A 15896-nucleotide genomic window follows, 5' to 3' on the forward strand; every position below is an offset into this window, starting at 1 on the left:
CCCGGGAAAAGCGCGTAGCGCTTTCCCTTGGGAATTGCGACAAAAACAAAGAGATAGCGCGGCACGAACAGGCAAGCATGTCATCGAGGGCGTGGCCTCAGGAAGTTCGCGCGCCTTCGGCGTCCGTTCCCCGATATTTAACATGCTCTATGAACGCGCGCAGCTTGGGCAGAACCTGGCGTCTGTCGGGATAATACAGAAAAACGCCCGGCGTCGTGACGGCGAAGGGCGTGAGCAACGCTTGCAACCGGCCATCGGCAATCGGGGCTTCGGTGAGAGGGCCGGGCACCTGTGCAAGTCCGACACCTTGGATCGCCGCGCCAAGCAGTGTCGGGTAATCATGCGCGACCAGCGGCCCGGAGACGATTGCCTCGACGGTCTTGTTGCCGTCGATGAAGGGCCAGGGCGCGATCGATCCGTTGGAGCGGCGCATGCGCAGGCAGGCATGGCCGCGCAGATCGTCGAGGCGCTCCGGCCGTTTCTGCCGGCGCAGATAGCCAGGGCTGCCGACGACCACGAGCGGGAACGGCGGCGTCAGCCGAACCGCGACCATGTCGGCGGCGATGAACTGGCCGAGCCGGATGCCGGCGTCGAACCCCTCGGCCGCCAGGTCGACCAGCTCACCGCTTGCGGCGATCTCCACCTCTACTTCGGGATAGGCCTGGCAAAAGGATGCCACCAGCGGCTCCAGCAGGATCGGCACCACGGCGCGCGGCACAGAGAGGCGCAACAGCCCAGTCGGCCGCTGCCCAAGTTCACGTGCGACTTCGCTTGCGGCGACCAGTTCCTCGAAAGCGGGCTTTGCGCGCGAAAGGAATCGTTCGCCGGCTTCGGTCAGGCCGACGCTGCGCGTCGTGCGCATGAAGAGCGCCGCGCCGACGCGCACCTCGAGCGCGCGCACCGCCTGGCTGATCGCCGATGGCGTGACGCCGAGCTCCGCGGCCGCTGTTCGGAAGCTGCGGTGTTGCGCGACGCCGAGGAACGCCTCCACGCCGTCGAGCGCACCTTTCCGGACTGTGAAGTTCTGCTTCATGCCCCGTCAACATTATCGCGAATAGTCGACCGTTGGAAGCGGGCGTAAATTGCGCCTTACATCTCTTGAGAGGCCATATGTCGCCTGCAACCATTTTCCTGTTACATCTCGCTCTAGGCTACGTGCCTTGGCTGCTCTGCGTCGGCGTGTATGTCTTGCCCCGGCTCAGATCCGTCAACCTGGTCGAGGCGCAACGTGTCATCGCCACGCTGCACAGCTTCCGCTTCTTCGGGCTTGTCTTCATCGTTCCAGGCGTCGTCGGGCGCGATTTGCCGGCTGATTTCGCCACCTTCGCCGCCTATGGCGACTTCGCAACCGGAGTGTTGGCCATGCTGGCGCTTTTGACGACGAGGATACGTCCGCTGTTCCGGTTGTCCGTCGTCGCGTTCAATCTCGTGGGGACGATCGATATCGCCGTCGACTACTATCACGGCAGCCAAGCCGGTCTTCCTGAGCTGGCGGGGCAGTTGGGCGCTGCATACGCGATCCCCGTAATCTATGTCCCACTGCTGATGATCACGCACGTCGTCGCGTTCTACCTGATGGTGCGCCCCCAGATCCAGGCAGCTCGAGTCTTCGCAGGCGACGCGGCCGCATCTCCGTGAGGCAGCAAGTGCCGGTGTACCGGCGCGCCGCGGCGCAGACGCTTCGCGGCGCGCCGGTATTCGACTAATAGGTCGTGCGCCCGCCCGACAGGTCGAAGGTCGAGGCGGTGGTGAAGCTGTTTTCCTTTGAGACGAGCCAGGCGACCATGGCGGCGGCCTCGTCGACCTCCAGCAGACGGCCGCGTGGAATGCGCGAGCGCATGTATTCGATGTGCTCGGGCGTGAGCTGTTCGAGGATTCGAGTCTGCGCGGTGGCCGGCGAGATGCAGTTGACCGCAATGTCATACTGCGCGAGCTCCTTGCCGAGCGACTTGGTCATGCCGATGACCGCCGCCTTCGAAGCGGAATAGGCGGCGGCGTTGGGATTGCCTTCCTTGCCAGCGACGGAAGCGATGTTGACGATCCGCCCGTAATTGCGCGCCTTCATCCCGGGCACCACGGCGCGGTTGACGTAGAAGGTGCCGTTGACGTTGATGTCGATGATCTTCTTCCACGTCTCTATGTCGTAGCTGTCGAGCGGGGCGGCGGGACCGGCAATGCCGGCAGAATTGACCAGGATGGAGATTTTGCCGGCGCTCTCCTCGGTTTTTGCCCGCGCGGCGTCCACCGTCTCCCAATCCGCAATGTCGACGACCAGGGTCGTGGCGGCCTTGCCAAGGTCGCGCTTGGCCGCTTCGAGGCGCGCCTCGTCGACGTCCCATAAGGTGACCGTCGCGCCGGAGGCGACGAAACGTTTAGCCATCGCGAAGCCGAGGCCTTGCGCGCCTCCGGTGACCACGGCGTGTTGGCCGTCAAGATCGATCCTGTTCATGCCGAGCGTTCTTTCTGGTTGCTGAATTGAGGTTGCCCGTTGCGGGCGGGCGATGTCGCTACATGGTAGCGCCGAGGTTCCAGGGCACGAACTCGTTGTCGCCGTAGCCCAGCGATTCCGATTTGGTACGCGCGCCCGATGCCACGCGCAGGATCTCTGCGAAGATCTCCTGGCCTTTGTCGTCCAGCGTGACGCCGTCGAGGATGTCCCCGCAATTGATGTCCATGTCCTCGCGCATCTGCTCGAAAATGAAGGAATTGGAGGCAAGCTTGATCGAGGGCGTCGGCTTGCAGCCGAAGGCCGAACCGCGCCCGGTGGTGAAGCACAATATGTTCGCGCCGCCGGCGACCTGGCCGGTTGCCGAAACCGGATCGTAGCCGGGCGTGTCCATGAAGACGAGGCCGCGTTCGTTGATCGGTTCGGCATATTCCAGCACCGCGCGCAGATTGGTCGTCCCGCCCTTGGCGGACGCGCCGAGCGACTTCTCCAGGATCGTCGTCAACCCGCCGAGCTTGTTGCCGGGAGACGGGTTGTTGTTCATCTCCATGTCGTGCTTGGCTGTGTAGTCCTCCCACCAGCGGATACGCTCGATCAGCTTCTCGCCGACCGCGCGGTTTTCCGCACGCATGGTGAGCAGATGTTCGGCGCCGTAGATCTCCGGCGTCTCGGACAGCACCGCCGTGCCGCCTTGCGCGACAAGCAGGTCCACGGCGGCGCCAAGCGCCGGATTGGCGCTGATGCCGGAATAGCCGTCCGACCCGCCGCATTGCAGCGCGAGCACCAGTTCGGAGGCCGGTTGTGGCGTCCTTTGCGCGGCGTTGACCATGGGCAGCATATCGACGATCGCCTTGACCCCTGCCTCGACCGTCTTGCGTGTGCCGCCAGTCTCCTGGATCGTCATCGTGCGGAAGGTCGTGCTCTCCTCGATATTGTAGGACTGCATCCAGCGCGGAATCTGGAACGCCTCGCAGCCGAGCCCAACCATCAGCACGCCGCCGACATTGGGGTTCGTGGCAAAACCCCACTGCGTGCGCTTCAAGAGGTCGTAAGCGGGGCCTTTGGTGTCAATGCCGCAGCCAGTGCCATGGACGAGCGAGATCACGCCGTCGACATTGGGATAGTCGCGCAGGATGCCGCAGCGGTTGACCTCTTCCACGATGAAGCGGGCGACGCTGGCCGAACAATTTACCGAGGTCAGGACAGCGATGAAGTTGCGCGTCCCGACCTTGCCGCTCGGCCTGCGGTAACCCATGAAGCTCGCGCGCTCGGCTTCAGGGACGACAGGCGTTTGCCTGGCGTTGGTGCCGAACAGATAGTCGCGTTCGAAATTGCGCAGATATACATTGTGCTCGTGAACCCAATCGCCGGCGGCGATCGGTCCGCGGGCGAATCCGATGGTCTGCCCATATTTCACGACCGGCTCGTCCGAAGCGATGTCGCGGATCGCCATCTTGTGGCCGCGCGGTATGCGCGCCTTCGCGGGCATGTCGCCTGCCTTGTCGCCGATCATCAACGGATCGATCGCCAGAAGGATGTTGTCGGCATGCGAAAGCTGGATGAACCGCGCCATTACAAACTCTGAAAAAGCCCCCGTCGGCACAATGCCGCCGAATGGATCGGAATACTAATATAATAGATTGTCAACGGTCAAGCTGCGAACACGGCTCACCAGGCATCGGCAAGCCGGTCGGATGCCAGGTTCGGGACCTCAAACCTGCGCCGCCCGTCTCAGCGCTCAGTCGAGGTCGTCAGTCGAGAAGCTCGGCGGCGACTTCGAGCGTGTTGCGAAATGACGTCTCGAGGTGATGCTCCATTGCCTGTGCGGCGCCCTCGGCGTCGTGACGCTTCAGCGCGTCCAGAATGGCCTCGTGCTGCTCGATCGTCTGCTCGCCATAGCCGGGCTTCGGAATGGCGAGATAGCGGCCGCGATCCATCTGCGCCTTTGAGATGTCGACGGCGCGCCAAATCATCGGCAAGCCGCATATTTCAGCAATGGTGCGGTGAAAGACGTCGTCGAGCTGAATCGCTGTGGCGTACCTGCCGCGCGCAATGGCGAGCTTATGCGCGGCCATGTTGTCTTCCAGCAATTCACAGGCAGCCGGCGTCAGCTTGGCGGCGGCGCGCCTGGCGCTCTCCATCTCCAATGCACGCCGGATGACATAGGCTTCCTCGAGGTCGGCCCGGCTGATGGGAGCAACGTAGGTGCCGGTCTGCGCCAGGATCTTGACGAGCCCTTCGTCGCTGATGCGTTTGACCGCTTCGCGCACGGGCGTGCGCGAGACGCCCAGCGCTTCGGCAATTGCGATCTCATTGATGACCTCACCCGGTTTCAGCCGTCCGACGACGATCATGTTGCGGATCTTGTTGTAGATCTGGTCGCGCAGCGGGAGGGCTCGATTGAGGGTCGAAGGATCTAGATCCATGGAAAATCCCATCGTTCGTCCACCTGAAATGGCAAAATTATTCGAATGTCAAACGGAATGCACCTGCTTGCGACGCGGGGTTCGTTGCGATCCGACGCCAGTGACGGGAGCGGTCAGATCCAGCTTGCCAGAACTATTATATTAGTGCAATAGTGCCGCCCGTTGCGTGATTTTCAGCCTATGGTGAAGTGCCTGGTGCGGATGCGCTGAAAGGGGCCTTCGGGCCGGCTCGAGGCGGGCCGAACCGTGCCTGGAAATGCATTATACTAACATAACGCTGCCAGCCGCGTGCTACCAGGGAGGACCAAGCCTAGATGAGTGCCGCCGCCGATTGTGCCCTGGACATGAGAGGCATCTCCAAGACTTTTCCCGGCGTGAAGGCCCTGTCGAACGTCAATTTCGCCGTCCGGTTCGGCACCGTCCATGCGGTCGTTGGCGAGAATGGCGCCGGCAAGTCGACGCTGATGAAGGTGCTCAACGGATCCTACGCTCCGACCGCCGGCACGATCCTCGTCGGCGGCGCCGAAGTGCGCATGCGGCGTCCCGCCGACGCCCAGGCGCTCGGCATCCGCATGGTGCACCAGGAGATCAATCTTGTTCCCGACCTGACCGTCGCGGAGAACGTCTATCTCGGCCGCATGCCCGGCAAATGGAGCTGGCTGCACAAGGGCGAAATGGTCAGGAAGGCCGCCGCCGTCCTCGACGAGCTGGGCGCGGCCATCAACCCGCGCGCGCGGCTCGGCGACCTGTCGATCAGCCAGCAGCAACTGGTCGAGATCGCCAAGGCCTATGCGGCGCAGCCCAGGATCATCGTGCTGGACGAGCCGACATCGAGCCTGAGCGAGCACGAAACCGCGGCGCTGTTCCGGATCCTTCGCAAGATGCGCGATGACGGCATCGCCATAGTCTACATCAGCCATAGGCTGAAGGAGGTTCTCGAGATCGCCGACGAGGTGACCGTGCTGCGCGACGGCTCAATGATCGAGACCCGTCCGATCGACGGCATAACCGCGGCCGAAATGATCAGGCTGATGGTTGGCCGCGAGGTCGCCAACGTGTTCCCGAAAAGCCCGGCCGCGATCGGCAAGTCCGTGCTGCGTGTCGAACGCATCGGCGACGGGGCGCATTTCCGCGACGTCAGCTTCGATGTGCGCGCTGGGGAGATACTGGGCTTGACCGGACTGGTCGGCGCGGGTCGCACCGAGGTAGCACGCGCCATCTTCGGCCTGTCGCGGCTGGTGGAGGGAACGGTCAGCGTCTACGGGCGCAAGGTCGCCATCAACTCTCCTTCCGAGGCGGTGCGAGCCGGGATCGCCTACGTCCCCGAGGACCGCAAGGGCGACGGCATCATTCCGGGCACGTCGGTCCGCGAGAACATCAGCCTGTCGATATTGCGGCGTCTGACCAGCTTCGGCCGTATCAGGCGCAGCGCCGACCGTTCGCTGGCGGCGACCTCTGTGAAGCAGTTTTCCATTTCGCCGCCCGACGGGGAGCGGCGCATCAACCTGTTGTCGGGAGGCAACCAGCAGAAGGCGGTCATCGCCAAATGGCTCGCGGCCAAGCCCACCGTGCTCATTCTCGACGAGCCGACGCGCGGCGTCGACGTCGGCGCCAAGGCCGAGATCCACAGCATCATCGGCCGGCTTGTCGCTGACGGCATGGCGGTGGTGATGATCTCGTCGGAACTGCCCGAAATCCTGGGCGTCTGCGATCGCGTCGTTGTGATGCGCGACGGCCGCGCATCGGAGGCGCTCGCCCGCGCCGAACTGAGCGAAGAGCGCATCATGGCGCTGGCGACGGGGGAGGCTGCATGACTGATGCGGCCATGGAGACCAGCGGGGCGACCCGCAATGACCGCTTCACGCGCGGCAGCAGGCTTGCCGATGTCCTGTCCAAGGCGGGGCTTGGCTTCGCTATCCTTGCAGTGGTGCTCTACGGCTCATTCGTCAGCCCCGCCTTCTTCACCACAGGCAATCTGCTCAACGTCCTGACCTCGATGTCCATTGTCGGCATCGTCGTCGTCGGCATGACTTTCGTGCTTGTGGCCGGCGGCTTGGCCGACCTGTCGGTGCCGGCCACCATCGCCTGCGGGGCCATCCTTTCGCTCGGGCTGCAGCCAATGATCGGGCCGGTTCCTGCCTTCGTCCTGGCGGTGGCGCTTGCGGGCCTTATCGGCCTGCTCAACGGCGTGCTGGTCGGCTATGTCGGTATCAATCCCATCATCGCCACGCTCGGCATCGGCACCATCGGGCTGGGCATCGTGCAGGCGGCCGTCGGCGGCGTCATCGTCTATGGCAACAATCCCGCATCGGCCGATTTCGCCAAGGGCCGGCTCTTCGGCGTCCCGGTCGTGGTGCTGATTTTCCTGCTGATCGCTCTCATAGGGCATTTTGTCCTCTCGCGCTCCTTCTGGGGCAGGTGGACGCTCGCCACGGGCGGCAATTACAGCGCCGCCGAGGCGAGCGCGGTGCCCGTGCGAGCGGTGAAGGCCGGTGCGTTCGTGATCACGGCGTTGGCTTCGGGCGTCAGCGGCGGCCTGCTGGGCCTGACCCTGCAAAGCGCGCGGCCGCTGATCGGCGCCGGCTACGAGTTCAGCGCCATCACCGCGGTCGTGGTCGGCGGCGTGTCGATCATCGGCGGTTTCGGCTCGGTGCCGAGGGCGATCGCGGGCCTGATCTTCGTGCAGCTTCTGACCAACGTCATGGTGCTCGACGGCGTGCGCACGCCGATCCAGGGTTTTGTCCTCGGCATCCTGATCGTCGGCGCGGTCGGCATGGACGCGGCATTGCGCAAGAGGGGGGTGGCGTGATGAGGTTCCTGGCGCTTGCCTCGCGGCACAGGGTGGTGATCATCCTCGGCCTGACGCTGATCATTTCCGCCCTGGCGGTTCCGGGTTATTTCTCCGCATCGACCCTCGGGCTCGGCCTCGACCGGGCGGCGACGATCGGCCTGATCGCTATCGGGCTTACGGTGCTTCTCGTCGCCGGCCAGATCGACCTCTCCGGCGGCGCGGTGTTCGCGCTGGCGGGGATCATGTCGGTCATCCTGCAGCGCGAGATCGGCATCCTGCCTGCCGCACTTGTCGGTATCCTGGTCGGCATGCTGGCAGGCGCCATCAACGGCGCGCTGGTCGTCGGGCTGAAGGTGAACTCGCTAGTGCTGACGCTGGCGACGATGCTGATCTTCCGCTCGCTCGCGCATTGGATCACCAACAGCCAGCCGGTGACCGGCACCGACATCATGCTTTCGCTGGCGTTCGCCAAGATCCATCTCGAAATCTTCACCATCCGCAGTGCGCTGTTCATCGTTCTGATCGTGCTGCTGCATGTCTGGCTGACGCGTACCATACCGGGCCGAAATGTCTTTGCGGTCGGGTCCAATCCCGCGGCGGCCAAGGAGAGCGGCATCGCCTCCGATCGCATCGTTTTTCTGGGCTTCGTCTTCGCCGGCACGCTCGCCGGTCTCGCAGGCGTTCTCCAGAGTCTCGTCACCAACACCGGTTCGCCCGTCTTCGGCTCGGAACTGACAGTCGCCGTCATTGCCGCGGTCGTGGTCGGCGGAACCCGCCTCGAAGGCGGCAAGGGATCCGCGCTCGGCACGCTTGGCGGCGTGCTGACGATCGGCTCGCTGACCATCGCGATGGAGTTCCAATCCGTTCCCGCATACGTCCAGCAGGTCGTGTCGGGGCTTATCCTGATCCTGCTCGTCGTGCTCGATCGGGCCGTGACTACCAAGGGGAGGGCGCCGGGCACAGGCCCCGCGCTCATTCGCGACAATCCAATCACTCAAGGAGGAAATACATGATCGGGAGGAAACCTATGGTTGGCAAGAAAAGCATGCTCCACATTGCCGCCACGGCGGTAATATTGGCCTCGACGGGCTGGGCCAGTGCAAAGACGGTCTGCTACGTCACGGCCGCGGATTCGCATGCCTATGCGACGCCGGCCAACAAGGCGCTCCAGGCGCGCGCCGGCGAGCTCGGCATCGAGATCCTGAGCCTCAGCCAGGATTTCGACGTCCAGAAGGGCACCGAGCAGCTCAACACCTGCGTCGCGCGCAAGGTTGACGGCATCATCCTGTGGCCGCTCGACCCGCAGGCCTACATACCGGGCCTGGCCCGCGCACAACAGGCGAACATTCCCGCGATCCTCATCAACTCGCCGATGAGCGACGATGCCAAGCCGTTCATCAAGTCGTTCACCGGGCCCGACGTCTACGAGGAAGGCAAGCTTGCGGCCGACTCGCTCAGCAAGGCGCTTGGCGGCAAGGGTTCCGTCGTCATCATCGCCGGCCAGGCCGGCAACGGCACGACGATCGGCCGCGTTGGCGGCTTCACCGATCGTCTCAAGGAAACCAACGCCGACATCAAGGTGCTCGACACTGTCAACGCCGATTTCGACCAGCAGAAGGCGCTGGTGGTCAGCCGCGACCTGATCACCCGCTTCGGCGACGAGATCAGCGGCGTCTACGCCAATGACGACACCATGGCGCGCGGCTTCATCGACGCCTGGAAGGAGGCCAATCCGTCCAAGGCGGCACCGCCGATCGTCGGCATCAACGGCCAGAAGGATGCGTTCGAATCGATCCGCACCAACGAAATGTACTCCACCATCGTGCAGTCGCCGGTCGAGGACGGCCGCCTGGCGATCAACACCATGGCGGAGATCATGGACGGCAAGGAGGTCAAGGACCGTTTGCCGATCCCGCTGACGGTCGTCACCAAGGACAACGTCAACGCGGTCGAGCCGGCGTTCTGATCCCTTGGGGCCGGCTCGGCAGAACCGGGCCGGCTCCTTCGTCTTCTGGCGCGGACGGACGATCCGGCTGCGCTGCTCGTTATAGGAAGGCCTGCCAGCCAAGGCTGCCCGGCACAGTTGGAACTTCCGTTTGCGCCCAGGATTATCCATCCGGGAGAACGCCAATGCCTTCTACGGCCATCCGCAGCACACAGTACCATTTCGCCACCAGGGTGCTCTCGGTCTGGTTCGTGCCGAGCGGAAACCGCTATGACTACGAAGACGTGGAGCCCGAGACCTACGCTGCCTTCAAAGCCGCCTCTTCCAAGGGGCGCTTCTTCAATGAATTCATACGGGATCGCTATAGGTTTCGTCTGGTCGAACGCGCCCCTGAACGCTGATGCACGCCAGCAACAAAGCGCGGTATCGCGGGACTGTTCGTCGGTCACGAATTCGTGCTGACAGGCATACGCCGAACAAGATCAGCAACTTAATTGCCGGATAGTCGTTTCATGATGTCCTCGAGGCCATGAAATGTCTCAAGTTTACGATCTTGCATCCGGTCTGGTGCGGCGGATCTACGAAAAGCGCATCGACGCGCCGGCGATCCTCGATACCGCCAGCGAATTTCCAAACGCCACCAAGTTCATGGCCGCCTGGCAGGCCATCCGCGACGAAGCGCTTGCCGTGGGCAAGGCGCCCCGCTTCCACGACATCATGCCTGAACAGGCCGACATCTCGGCCAATGACGGTCGCGACTGGCGTATGTTCGTGCTCAAGGCTTACGATGTCGCGGTTCCGCAAAATCTCGCGCGAATGCCGGTCCTCGACCGGCTGCTTGCAGAATGCCCTGAAGTGAAGTCGGCGGCGATCTCTTTCCTAGCTCCGGGCAAGCACATTCCCAGCCATCGCGGCCCTTTCAGGGGCATAATGAGGTTCCATCTCGGCCTGGTGATCCCTCGACAGGCAGATGGTCGTCCGGCGACGGTCATGATGATCAATCATCAGGAGAGGCGGATCGCCGACGGCGAGTGTCTGTTGTGGGACGACACGTTCCCTCATGAAGTGACAAACAACGCCGACAAGCCTCGCGTGGCCCTGCTTTTGGATATCTGGCGTCCACGAATGCCGCCCGACATGGAAATCCTGTCACGGCTGATCGTCCACGGCGTGCAGGCAGGCATGCGCCGCAGAGGCGTGTCCTTTTCTGCATGAGGGGAAGGCCCGAGCGCCTTGGCGCGTCAGTCGCGTGGGCCCGCCACCATCCGTGCGATCCGTGTCATGTCCGTGCTCATTTCACGGTCATCGTCAAGCGGGCTGACAAGGGAGCGCACGGCGGCGAAGGTGCGCTGCGGTCCGTCGCCCATGCTGTCGACGACACCGCGCAATTCCACCCCCGTAGCCGCAAAGATCAGTTCCATCGCAACGAGATAACGCAGCCGCTCGACGATCTCGGCTGTCTTGGCCACCACGCGCGGGGCCATCGACGACTGATCCTCGATGCCGTCCGAAACGGCAAGCGGGCTGAGCGACATCGGGTTGGCGAGGTGCCGGATCTCGACTTCCAGCGCGGCAAGCGGTTTCTGCAGCTCCGCATAGCCCTGGCGGCTCCCACCCCTGGCCGACAGGAAGCGCGGCAGCTCCGCCGTTATCGGCGACATCAGCTTCATGCAACGGTTGGCGGTGCCGACCGCGCAATGCGCAAGCGCCTGGCCGAGCTGTTCCCAGGCCAGCGTCATCGCCGTCAGGTCGAAGTTGCCGTTCGAGACGACCCGCTCGATCTCCGGCAGGATAACCGGGTTGTCGCCCGAATGAGCCAGTTCGATCTCCGTCGCCAGCTTCGCCTGTTCGAACGCATGCAGCAGGCCGCCCCACACCTGCGGCACGCAGCGATAGCTGAGCGGGTCCTGGAGACGCCGCGCGGCGTTGTCCTCCCACAGGCCGCTTCCCGCCAGTTCCGCCCGCAGACGCGCGCCGATCTCGCGCTGGCCGAATGCCGGGCGGGCTGACAGCGCCTCCTCGGTGATTGCGCTGACGGATGAGCGGAATGCCTCATAATTGAGGGCCACGGCAGCCAGCGACCAGTCGATAAGATGGGCGACGTCTTCCAGGCACAGGCATGCCGTTCCGGTCGAAAGGCTGTTCGCGACGATGATGGCGTGGCCGTCCTTCTCGCGCAGGTTGAGTGGTTCGAGCCCGGCGAGAGCCAGCGCCTCGGCCGACGGCATGATCTTGCCCTGGAACTCCGCTTCGCCGTCGCCGCGCAGCGCCCTTGCCATATGCCCGAGGGCGGCAAGGTCCGCCGCCCCGATCGATCCCCAACTGGGGATCACCGGATGGACCCCGGCGTTAAGTGCCGCCACAAGGCCCATGACCACATGTTCGGAGGTGCCGGTGCCGCCGGCCGCCATGCCTGAAATCCTTGCGGCCATAAGCGCCCGCACGGCCTCCGTCGGAAGGGCGGGGCCGATGCCCATACTGTGGCTGAGCGGTACGCTATGCTGGAACGCGATCAGGTCGGCCTGCGCAAGCGGAGTATCCACGCACGCACCGAGACCGGTGGTGACGCCATACATGGGCTCGCCAAGTTGCGTGAGATGCTCGATGAGCGTACGGCTCTCGCGGATGCGGCGCATCGCCTGACCGCCCAACTCGAGGCGGGCATTGCGCCGTGCGACCTCGGCCACATCGGCCGCACTGAGCGGCTTGCCGTCAAGCACTACCATTCTGAGTGTCATATCCTGCCCCCATGATCGCTGCCGCCAATGCCGCGCCGGCCTGGCCGCATGCGGCTTGCGGCTGCCAGTTTTGCTGTTTCCGCGGGCCAAACTGCAAGCCATTCCCGTTCCGCGGGCTTCGCCGCGGCAATTCCCGTGTCGACGCCGGCCCATCGCCGCCGGCTTGCCACTTTTCTCGTACACATGGATACCTATATCCGAGAATGAAGCTTTCCCCTAAGCTGACGATGCGTGAAATGGGAGCATGGATTGCGCGGATTTGGCGAAGGCTTGATCGAGAGGCCGCAAACGGTTGCCGAGCAGGTCGCCAATGTCTTGCGCGAGGCCATTGCCAGCGGGACCCTGACGGCCGGCACGACGCTGCGCCAGGATGATCTGGCCGAGCAGTTTGGCTTCAGCCGGATGCCGATCCGGGACGCGCTTCGTCAGCTCGAGGCCGAAGGCATCGTGTCCATCCACCCGACAAAGGGTGCGCACGTCGCCAGAATGGACGGCGACGAGATCCGAGAGATCTATGCCGTGCGCGAACTGCTCGAGTGCGAGGCACTGCGGCTCTCCATTCCCGGCCTGCCCGGCGGCAAGCTGGACGAGGCCGAACAGGTGCTCGATCAGATCGATGCCGAGCGCAATGTCGGCAGGTGGGGCGTGCTGAACCGGGCCTTTCATCTGGCGCTTTATGACGCCTGCGGCAATCGCCGGTTGCTCGGCCTGATCGAGGCGCACCATAATGCGGCCGACCGCTACGTCCGTATCCTGTTGTCGAACCTCGACTACCGCGCCCGCTCGCAGACGGAGCATCGCGACCTCTTGGCCGCTTGCCGGCGACGCGACGCCGGCGAGGCCGTCAGCGTTTTGACGCAGCATCTGCGCCAAGGCAGCGAGACACTGGTCAACGCCATAGAAGGCGACGGTCTGTCGCGAAAATCTTAGAATCTTTGTCCAATTCCGATGGGCGCGCGTGACGGGCTGTACGCCTTCGTCTAGCCGCTGCCGCCAGGGACGCTGCTTTTCAGCCTGCCTGATTTGATCAAATGGAAGAATTGGTTCTGGATTTCTCCCTGAAAATGCGTTTTGAAGAGCACTCCAAATAAAAGTGTGATCAAATTGGAAAGGCTGGGCTATTGACGGTGCAAAAAGAAGAGATCGACATCCAGAATGCGCTGGCTCTTGCCGAGCGCTTCACGATGGCTGGCCGGCGCGCCTTGGTGACCGGCGGCAGCGTCAGCATCGGCCGTGAGATCGTGCGGGTTTTTGCCGAGGCGGGCGCCGATGTGGCCGTCCATTTCGCTCGCGACGCCGACGTGGCATTCGGGCAGCCGGATGCGGCCGCCGAAGCTGTCCGTGAAATTCGCGGGAAGGGCAGGCGCGGCGTCGCCATCGATGCTGATTTCGCTCGGGCCGGAGAGGCGGCTCGCTGTGTCCAGGCGGCGATCGAGGCGTTGGGTGGTGTCGACGTGCTTGTCGTCTGCGCCTCGATCCAGTACCGCACGCGTTTCCTCGATCTACCCGCCGAGCAGATCGAGCACCAGATCCAGATCAACTTCAAGGCGACGATCGAATTGCTGCAGGCCGCCTTGCCCGGCATGAAGGACAATGGCTGGGGCCGTGTGCTGACGATCGGCAGCATCAACCAGACGCGGCCCGAATCCGATCTCGCCGTCTATGCCGCGCTGAAGAGCGCGCAGCACAATCTGTCATTCAACCTTGCCAAGGATTATGCGCCACACGGGGTGACGATCAACAACCTGTCGCCCGGCCTTGTCGTTACCGAGCGCAATCGCTGGCGCCGCGAGGACGCGGCCAAATGGGCGGAGATCCAGAAGGGGTCCGCGCCGATGCAGCGGGCCGGCGAGGCGCGCGAGATGGCGGGAGCGGCGTTGCTGCTTTGCTCCGACGCCGGCAGCTTCATCACCGGGGCGGACCTGCAGGCGACGGGTGGCCGCCATCTCGGCTGGCAATAGCCGAGATTAACCGGCAAAAGCCGGCTCCGGCAGTCCCGCCACGCCGACGTCGAGTGCAAGCAGGCAACCCGCCAGGGGCTCGTTGGCCAGTTGATCCTCCGTCAGCTTCTGCGTTGCGGTCGTCACGTACAGTGTCTTCAGGCCTGGACCGCCGAAGGCGCAGGAGGTCGGCTGAGTGACTGGCAGAGGGACCAGCCTGTCGAGCCGGCCATCGGGCGCGAACCGCGCCAGCGAGCCGCCTTGGTAGCGCGCATTCCAGAGGAAGCCGTCCGCATCGACGGTGGCGCCGTCGGGCTTTCCAGGCGCCGCGTGCCGGTCGGCGAACAGAGACCACGGCCCCACAAATCCGCTCGCCGGGTCGAAATCCGCCCGCTCTATATCGCCTTGCCGCGTATCCGTGAAGTAGACAGTGCGGCCGTCCGGGGCAAAGGCGATCGCATTGGGCACGGCGATCCCGTCGCGGATCCGGCTCGAACTTCCGGCGGCGTTGATCCGGTAAAGCGCCCCGGACGCATGCAGCCCATAGTCCCACATGCTGCCGCAGATTATGCCGCCGCCGGGATCGCACTTCATGTCGTTCAGCCGATGCTCGGGCGGCCCATCCTCCACGCGCGCCAGCAGGCTCAGTGCGCCGCTGGCGGGATCAAATGCGTGGAGACCTTGCCGCAAGGCCACGACGACACCGCCCGATGCTCGTGGAACCACCGAGCCGATGACCTCAGGCATCGGCCACGATGTCACCGCTCCTGTCTCGGGCCGCAGCCTGTGCAGGCAAGGACGCCGCAGATCGACCCAGAACAGCTCTCCGCCCCGCGCCAGCCATGTCGGCGATTCGCCCAGCGTATCGCCCGTCGACGCCGCGACCTCGAACCCGGCCGTCATTGCCGGCCGATATCGGGTTTGGGATCGACGGCGATGCGCGCCAGGAGGTCGTGTTTGGCCTTTTCGATATGCGCGCCCATCAAGGTCGCCGCCGAGCCGGCATCCTGGCGCTCTATGGCCCGGATGATGTGGCGATGATCGTCGATGACGCCATGGAAGCGCCCCTCGTCATAGCCGTAGCGTTGCCAGATCGCCGCCACCAGCAGCCAGTTGCGATCCACCATCGACAGCGCGCCCGGATTGCCGGCCGCCTCGTTGATGACGCCGTGAAAGATGTTGTTGGCATGCGGGACGGCAAGGAAGTCGTCGCTGGCCACTCTTTGCTCAAGCATGTCCTGCGCGGCCTTCAGATCGCGCAGGTGCTCGGCGGTGCGCCTTTCGCTGGCGCGCCGCGCCAGCATCGTTTCGACGGCGCTGCGGATATCGAACAGGTCGATCACAAACGACATGTGGACCGTCCTGACACTGGCGCCGCGATTGGGTTCCAGCACGACCAGTCCCGTGCCGCTCAAGGCGCGCAAGGCCTCGCGGACCGGCATGTGGCTTACGCCATAACGGCCGGCGAGATCGTCGATCCTCAGCCTTGCCCCGAATGGAATGGCTCCGGAAACGATGTCGTCACGAAGAAGCTTCTGAACGTCGGGAATACGCGCCATGCATCCAAGCCTACCCTGATTTGAGCAAATATTGCTCGCACGGCGATCGAA

16 protein-coding genes are annotated in these 15896 nt (G+C 64.0%); 9 read left to right on the top strand and 7 right to left on the bottom strand.

Annotation, left to right across the window (positions count from 1 at the left end):
- Positions 1-97 precede the first annotated feature (97 nt).
- Positions 98-1033 carry a LysR family transcriptional regulator gene (locus tag FJ949_RS17040; protein ID WP_140497535.1) on the bottom strand — a complete coding sequence of 312 codons (936 nt, stop codon included), beginning with the start codon at positions 1031-1033 and terminating at the stop codon, positions 98-100.
- A gap of 77 nt (positions 1034-1110) precedes the next feature.
- On the opposite strand from FJ949_RS17040, the gene FJ949_RS17045 reads away from it, so the two are divergent.
- Positions 1111-1638 (top strand): hypothetical protein, encoded by a 528-nt coding sequence (locus FJ949_RS17045; RefSeq protein ID WP_140497537.1) that lies wholly within the window; start codon positions 1111-1113, stop codon positions 1636-1638.
- Between the two features lie 64 nt (positions 1639-1702).
- Here the strand turns inward: FJ949_RS17045 and FJ949_RS17050 are convergent, their stop codons facing one another.
- From FJ949_RS17050 to FJ949_RS17060, 3 genes are all read right to left on the bottom strand, one after another.
- A complete protein-coding gene (locus FJ949_RS17050) occupies positions 1703-2449 on the bottom strand; it encodes an SDR family NAD(P)-dependent oxidoreductase (RefSeq protein WP_140497539.1) in 747 nt (248 codons plus the stop codon).
- A 58-nt stretch (positions 2450-2507) separates the two neighbouring features.
- Positions 2508-4019, bottom strand: coding sequence for an altronate dehydratase family protein (locus FJ949_RS17055; RefSeq protein WP_140497541.1), 1512 nt, complete (start codon positions 4017-4019; stop codon positions 2508-2510).
- A 178-nt stretch (positions 4020-4197) separates the two neighbouring features.
- A complete protein-coding gene (locus FJ949_RS17060) occupies positions 4198-4872 on the bottom strand; it encodes a GntR family transcriptional regulator (RefSeq protein ID WP_140497544.1) in 675 nt (224 codons plus the stop codon).
- 314 nt (positions 4873-5186) lie between these two features.
- On the opposite strand from FJ949_RS17060, the gene FJ949_RS17065 reads away from it, so the two are divergent.
- The 6 genes from FJ949_RS17065 to FJ949_RS17090 all read left to right on the top strand — a co-directional run bounded on the left by FJ949_RS17065 (position 5187) and on the right by FJ949_RS17090 (position 10823).
- Positions 5187-6686, top strand: a complete 1500-nt coding sequence (locus tag FJ949_RS17065) for a sugar ABC transporter ATP-binding protein (RefSeq protein ID WP_140497546.1) — start codon at positions 5187-5189, stop codon at positions 6684-6686.
- On the top strand, positions 6683-7681 hold the full coding sequence (locus FJ949_RS17070) for an ABC transporter permease (RefSeq protein ID WP_181172066.1): 999 nt from the start codon (positions 6683-6685) through the stop codon (positions 7679-7681). The genes FJ949_RS17065 and FJ949_RS17070 overlap by 4 nt, the downstream gene beginning before the upstream one ends.
- A complete protein-coding gene (locus tag FJ949_RS17075; protein WP_140498090.1) occupies positions 7681-8676 on the top strand; it encodes an ABC transporter permease in 996 nt (331 codons plus the stop codon). The genes FJ949_RS17070 and FJ949_RS17075 overlap by 1 nt, the downstream gene beginning before the upstream one ends.
- A gap of 14 nt (positions 8677-8690) precedes the next feature.
- Positions 8691-9629: a sugar ABC transporter substrate-binding protein gene (locus tag FJ949_RS17080; protein ID WP_140497548.1), complete on the top strand. Its 939-nt coding sequence runs from the start codon at positions 8691-8693 to the stop codon at positions 9627-9629.
- Positions 9630-9793: 164 nt separating this feature from the next.
- Positions 9794-10009, top strand: a complete 216-nt coding sequence (locus FJ949_RS17085; protein WP_140497550.1) for a KTSC domain-containing protein — start codon at positions 9794-9796, stop codon at positions 10007-10009.
- Positions 10010-10256: 247 nt separating this feature from the next.
- Positions 10257-10823 carry an aspartyl/asparaginyl beta-hydroxylase domain-containing protein gene (locus FJ949_RS17090; protein WP_224646570.1) on the top strand — a complete coding sequence of 189 codons (567 nt, stop codon included), beginning with the start codon at positions 10257-10259 and terminating at the stop codon, positions 10821-10823.
- A gap of 26 nt (positions 10824-10849) precedes the next feature.
- Here the strand turns inward: FJ949_RS17090 and hutH are convergent, their stop codons facing one another.
- Positions 10850-12346 (bottom strand): histidine ammonia-lyase, encoded by a 1497-nt coding sequence (hutH, locus tag FJ949_RS17095; protein WP_140497554.1) that lies wholly within the window; start codon positions 12344-12346, stop codon positions 10850-10852.
- Between the two features lie 249 nt (positions 12347-12595).
- Here hutH and FJ949_RS17100 point away from each other — a divergent pair, with 249 nt between their 5' ends.
- Together FJ949_RS17100 and FJ949_RS17105 are read left to right on the top strand one after the other, a co-directional pair.
- On the top strand, positions 12596-13276 hold the full coding sequence (locus tag FJ949_RS17100; protein ID WP_224646568.1) for a GntR family transcriptional regulator: 681 nt from the start codon (positions 12596-12598) through the stop codon (positions 13274-13276).
- Positions 13277-13473: 197 nt separating this feature from the next.
- A complete protein-coding gene (locus tag FJ949_RS17105; RefSeq protein WP_224617896.1) occupies positions 13474-14307 on the top strand; it encodes an SDR family oxidoreductase in 834 nt (277 codons plus the stop codon).
- A gap of 6 nt (positions 14308-14313) precedes the next feature.
- Here FJ949_RS17105 and FJ949_RS17110 read toward each other — a convergent pair whose 3' ends face one another.
- On the bottom strand, positions 14314-15189 hold the full coding sequence (locus FJ949_RS17110; RefSeq protein WP_140497558.1) for an SMP-30/gluconolactonase/LRE family protein: 876 nt from the start codon (positions 15187-15189) through the stop codon (positions 14314-14316).
- The gene (locus FJ949_RS17115) at positions 15186-15845 is read right to left on the bottom strand and encodes a GntR family transcriptional regulator (protein ID WP_140497561.1); all 660 of its coding nucleotides are present in this window, start codon (positions 15843-15845) and stop codon (positions 15186-15188) included. The genes FJ949_RS17110 and FJ949_RS17115 overlap by 4 nt, the downstream gene beginning before the upstream one ends.
- Between the last annotated feature and the right edge of the window lie 51 nt (positions 15846-15896).

The sequence above is a fragment of the Mesorhizobium sp. B2-4-1 genome, assembly GCF_006442185.1.
Taxonomy (GTDB): domain Bacteria; phylum Pseudomonadota; class Alphaproteobacteria; order Rhizobiales; family Rhizobiaceae; genus Mesorhizobium.